Genomic DNA, 5,576 nt, shown 5'->3' with positions numbered 1-5,576 from the left:
GATAAGCATAAAGATTAATAAAATCACTTTAGGAGATACGGGAAAAACAATCAGAAACTTTTAGAAATAAAAGTTGTGGGAGTTAAAAAATTTTGTATCTTTGCAGTCCGGTAAAACGGGAAGCGCAGGAGTGAGATTGAGGGTTTGTAGAGGGAGTTAAGGTTACTAAAAAAAACTTTAAAATTTTCTTTAAAACATTTGGTCATAAAGAAATTAATAATTACTTTTGCACTCGCAAATACGGAAGTGAAACTGATAGAAATTAGCTTCGGTAAAAAAGCGAAAGAAAAAAGATCATTGACATACAATATAACAACCAAGTAAGGAAAAACTAAAGCGTTAAAAAACTTTGAGTGAGTCAAGAACAAACATACAATGGAGAGTTTGATCCTGGCTCAGGATGAACGCTAGCGGGAGGCCTAACACATGCAAGCCGAGCGGTAGAGTATCTTCGGATACTTGAGAGCGGCGTACGGGTGCGGAACACGTGTGCAACCTGCCTTTATCAGGGGGATAGCCTTTCGAAAGGAAGATTAATACCCCATAATATAATTGATGGCATCATTGATTATTGAAAACTGAGGTGGATAAAGATGGGCACGCGCAAGATTAGATAGTTGGTAGGGTAACGGCCTACCAAGTCGATGATCTTTAGGGGGCCTGAGAGGGTGATCCCCCACACTGGTACTGAGACACGGACCAGACTCCTACGGGAGGCAGCAGTGAGGAATATTGGACAATGGGTGAGAGCCTGATCCAGCCATCCCGCGTGAAGGACGACGGCCCTATGGGTTGTAAACTTCTTTTGTATAGGGATAAACCTTTCCACGTGTGGAAAGCTGAAGGTACTATACGAATAAGCACCGGCTAACTCCGTGCCAGCAGCCGCGGTAATACGGAGGGTGCAAGCGTTATCCGGATTTATTGGGTTTAAAGGGTCCGTAGGCGGATCTGTAAGTCAGTGGTGAAATCTCACAGCTTAACTGTGAAACTGCCATTGATACTGCAGGTCTTGAGTAAGGTAGAAGTAGCTGGAATAAGTAGTGTAGCGGTGAAATGCATAGATATTACTTAGAACACCAATTGCGAAGGCAGGTTACTATGTCTTAACTGACGCTGATGGACGAAAGCGTGGGGAGCGAACAGGATTAGATACCCTGGTAGTCCACGCCGTAAACGATGCTAACTCGTTTTTGGGTTTTCGGATTCAGAGACTAAGCGAAAGTGATAAGTTAGCCACCTGGGGAGTACGTTCGCAAGAATGAAACTCAAAGGAATTGACGGGGGCCCGCACAAGCGGTGGATTATGTGGTTTAATTCGATGATACGCGAGGAACCTTACCAAGGCTTAAATGGGAATTGATCGGTTTAGAAATAGACCTTCCTTCGGGCAATTTTCAAGGTGCTGCATGGTTGTCGTCAGCTCGTGCCGTGAGGTGTTAGGTTAAGTCCTGCAACGAGCGCAACCCCTGTCACTAGTTGCCATCATTAAGTTGGGGACTCTAGTGAGACTGCCTACGCAAGTAGAGAGGAAGGTGGGGATGACGTCAAATCATCACGGCCCTTACGCCTTGGGCCACACACGTAATACAATGGCCGGTACAGAGGGCAGCTACACAGCGATGTGATGCAAATCTCGAAAGCCGGTCTCAGTTCGGATTGGAGTCTGCAACTCGACTCTATGAAGCTGGAATCGCTAGTAATCGCGCATCAGCCATGGCGCGGTGAATACGTTCCCGGGCCTTGTACACACCGCCCGTCAAGCCATGGAAGTCTGGGGTACCTGAAGTCGGTGACCGTAAAAGGAGCTGCCTAGGGTAAAACAGGTAACTAGGGCTAAGTCGTAACAAGGTAGCCGTACCGGAAGGTGCGGCTGGAACATCTCATTTTAGAGCGTCTTTAGACGATAAACAAAATTAGTGTCCTAGACACAAAGTACTTATTCAAAGTAAAGCTTTAGTTTTTTGTTTGGTTGATTTGTAAGTAAAAAGGTAAAAGTAAAAAGAGCCAAGTAATTGGAGCATTTAAAATTACTCATTACCCATTACTTATAAATATATTAAAAATAAAACCCACTAGAAATTAGTAAAGGGATAGAGAGATTTTAGATTATAAATTATAGATTTTAGATTTAAAAGTATTTAAAATTTTCAATTTAACATTTAAAATTATAATGAAGTCTCGTAGCTCAGCTGGTTAGAGCGCTACACTGATAATGTAGAGGTCGGCAGTTCGAGCCTGCCCGAGACTACTAATTAGGTTGAAGGTTTAAAGTTTATCGTTCAAGGTTACAACATTGAACATAAAACCTTAAACATTAAACTACTAGAGGGGGAATTAGCTCAGCTGGCTAGAGCGCCTGCCTTGCACGCAGGAGGTCAAGGGTTCGACTCCCTTATTCTCCACCAATTGGGTTTCAAGTTTAAAATTCAAAGTTCAAATAACGGAAAATGAGAGCCATTTTCCTTGAACCAAAAACCTTAAACCTTGAACCAGCAATAAAGATCATTGACATTAACGGTAAAGACATCACAAAGAGAAAACCGAGCACTTATAAGTGCTTGAGTAACCTAAAAATAGGAAAGAAATCGTTAAGGGCGTATGGCGGATGCCTAGGCTTTCAGAGGCGACGAAGGACGTGGTAAGCTGCGAAAAGCTGCGGGGATTGGCACACACGAATTGATCCGCAGATGTCCGAATGGGGCAACCCGGCATATTGAAGATATGTCACCTCGTAAGAGGAGCAAACCCGGAGAACTGAAACATCTAAGTACCCGGAGGAAAAGAAATCGAAGAGATTCCGTAAGTAGTGGCGAGCGAAAGCGGATTAGCCCAAAAGTCTTTATATATTTAATAGAATGTTCTGGAAAGAACAGCCATAGAGGGTGATAGCCCCGTATATGAAAGGTATATATAGATGATAAATGAGTAGGGCGGGACACGTGAAATCCTGTCTGAATATGGGGGGACCATCCTCCAAGGCTAAATACTCCTGAAAGACCGATAGTGAACAAGTACTGTGAAGGAAAGGTGAAAAGCACTTCGAATAGAAGGGTGAAATAGAACCTGAAACCGTACGCCTACAAGCGGTCGGAGCCCACAAGTTGGGTGACGGCGTGCCTTTTGCATAATGAGCCTACGAGTTAATTTTACTAGCGAGGTTAAGTAATTAAGTTACGGAGCCGGAGCGAAAGCGAGTCTGAATAGGGCGCATAGTTAGTAGGATTAGACGCGAAACCTTGTGATCTACCCATGGGCAGGTTGAAGCTTTGGTAACACAAAGTGGAGGACCGAACCGGTTGACGTTGAAAAGTCTTCGGATGACCTGTGGGTAGGGGTGAAAGGCCAATCAAACTGGGAGATAGCTCGTACTCTCCGAAATGCATTTAGGTGCAGCGTCGCAACAAAGTTTATTAGAGGTAGAGCTACTGATTGGATGCGGGGGTTTCACCGCCTACCAATTCCTGACAAACTCCGAATGCTAATAAATGTTCTGCGGCAGTGAGGGCATGGGTGCTAAGGTCCATGTCCGAGAGGGAAAGAACCCAGACCAACAGCTAAGGTCCCCAAATATATGTTAAGTTGAAGCAACGCGGTTGGACTGCATTGACAGCTAGGATGTTGGCTTGGAAGCAGCCATTCATTTAAAGAGTGCGTAACAGCTCACTAGTCGAGCGGTCCGGCATGGATAATAATCGGGCATAAACATATTACCGAAGCTATGGATTTGTATTTTAGATACATCTGGTAGGAGAGCATTCTGTTTGCGCCGAAGCAGTATCGTGAGGTATTGTGGAGCGGACAGAAAAGAAAATGTAGGCATAAGTAACGATAAAGGGGGCGAGAAACCCCCTCACCGAAAGACTAAGGTTTCCTCAGCCATGCTAATCAGCTGAGGGTTAGTCGGGACCTAACGCGAACCCGAAAGGGGTAGTGGATGGACAATGGGTTAATATTCCCATACTTGCTCACACTAAAAAGGGGACGGTTCGATGTAGCTATTGAAGACGGACGGAAGTGTCAAGGCCTAGCCTTCGGGCGAAGCTGTTATAGTGAAATCGGATCCAAGAAAAGCCGAAGTGAAGCAACCCGTACCAAAACCGACACAGGTGGTCGAGGAGAGAATCCTAAGGTGCTCGAGTGAGTCGTGGCTAAGGAACTAGGCAAAATAGTCTCGTAACTTCGGAAGAAGAGACGCCAACAGCAATGTTGGCCGCAGTGAAGAGGCCCAGGCGACTGTTTATCAAAAACACAGGACTCTGCTAAATCGAAAGATGCTGTATAGGGTCTGACACCTGCCCGGTGCTGGAAGGTTAAGGAAGGGCGTTAGCGTAAGCGAAGCGTTTGACTGAAGCCCCAGTAAACGGCGGCCGTAACTATAACGGTCCTAAGGTAGCGAAATTCCTTGTCGGGTAAGTTCCGACCTGCACGAATGGTGTAACGATCTGGGCACTGTCTCAGCCACGAGCTCGGTGAAATTGTAGTATCGGTGAAGATGCCGATTACCCGCAATGGGACGAAAAGACCCTGTGAACCTTTACTATAACTTCGTATTGACTTTGAGTAAGTAATGTGTAGGATAGGTGGGAGACTTTGAAGCCGGCACGCTAGTGTTGGTGGAGTCGACGTTGAAATACCACCCTTTACTTACTTGGAGCCTAACTTCTTACAGAAGGACATTGCGTGGTGGGTAGTTTGACTGGGGTGGTCGCCTCCAAAAGAGTAACGGAGGCTTTCAAAGGTACCCTCAGCACGCTTGGTAACCGTGCGTAGAGTGTAATGGCATAAGGGTGCTTGACTGTGAGACCAACAAGTCGATCAGGTGCGAAAGCAGGACATAGTGATCCGGTGGTTCCGTATGGAAGGGCCATCGCTCATAGGATAAAAGGTACTCCGGGGATAACAGGCTAGTCTCCCCCAAGAGCTCACATCGACGGGGAGGTTCGGCACCTCGATGTCGGCTCGTCACATCCTGGGGCTGGAGAAGGTCCCAAGGGTTGGGCTGTTCGCCCATTAAAGTGGCACGCGAGCTGGGTTCAGAACGTCGTGAGACAGTTCGGTCTCTATCTATTGCGGGCGTTAGATGTTTGAGAGGGCTTGATTCTAGTACGAGAGGACCGAATTGAACAAACCTCTGGTGTATCAGTTGTACCGCCAGGTGCACCGCTGAGTAGCTATGTTTGGAAGAGATAAACACTGAAAGCATATAAGTGTGAAACTCGCCTCAAGATGAGACATCTTTTAAGGGTCGTTGGAGATGACAACGTTGATAGGCTACAGGTGTAAAGTTGGTAACAGCATAGCCGAGTAGTACTAATTACCCGTAGATTTATAGCCTATTGGTTTACATTAAAACAAGCCTTATAAGTGCAATCATGGTTTTGCCTTTGTGATGAAATTTACCGATAAAACGCTAATGGCCAATGGCAATAAGCCAATCGCCAACAGCTATATACAACCTTTAGGGTGGTTTTAGCGGTGGGGCTCACCTGTTCCCATTCCGAACACAGAAGTTAAGCCCACCAGCGCCGATGGTACTGCGACAAGCGGGAGAGTAGGTCGCCGCCAGTTTTTTT

General features: G+C 45.9%; 2 tRNA genes and 3 rRNA genes. All 5 read left to right on the top strand.

What is annotated here, in order from left to right:
• The first annotated feature begins 372 nt into the window (after positions 1–372).
• The 5 genes from CLV73_RS18800 (at position 373) to rrf (ending at position 5,571) form a co-directional block, all read left to right on the top strand.
• Positions 373–1,889: ribosomal RNA gene (locus CLV73_RS18800) — 16S ribosomal RNA — on the top strand.
• A 288-nt stretch (positions 1,890–2,177) separates the two neighbouring features.
• Positions 2,178–2,251 (top strand) — tRNA-Ile (locus CLV73_RS18795).
• Between the two features lie 80 nt (positions 2,252–2,331).
• Positions 2,332–2,408 (top strand) — tRNA-Ala (locus CLV73_RS18790).
• Positions 2,409–2,581: 173 nt separating this feature from the next.
• A 23S ribosomal RNA gene (locus CLV73_RS18785) occupies positions 2,582–5,337 on the top strand.
• 125 nt (positions 5,338–5,462) lie between these two features.
• Positions 5,463–5,571 (top strand): 5S ribosomal RNA (rrf, locus tag CLV73_RS18780).
• Together the 16S, 23S and 5S rRNA genes with 2 tRNA genes alongside form the textbook arrangement of a ribosomal RNA operon.
• The last annotated feature ends 5 nt before the right edge of the window (positions 5,572–5,576 follow it).

The sequence above is a fragment of the Chryseobacterium geocarposphaerae genome (genome assembly GCF_002797535.1).
GTDB classification, from domain to species: Bacteria; Bacteroidota; Bacteroidia; order Flavobacteriales; family Weeksellaceae; genus Chryseobacterium; species Chryseobacterium geocarposphaerae.
Note: the sequence above shows the minus strand (reverse complement) of the source record. Positions and strands in the feature narration are given on the sequence as shown.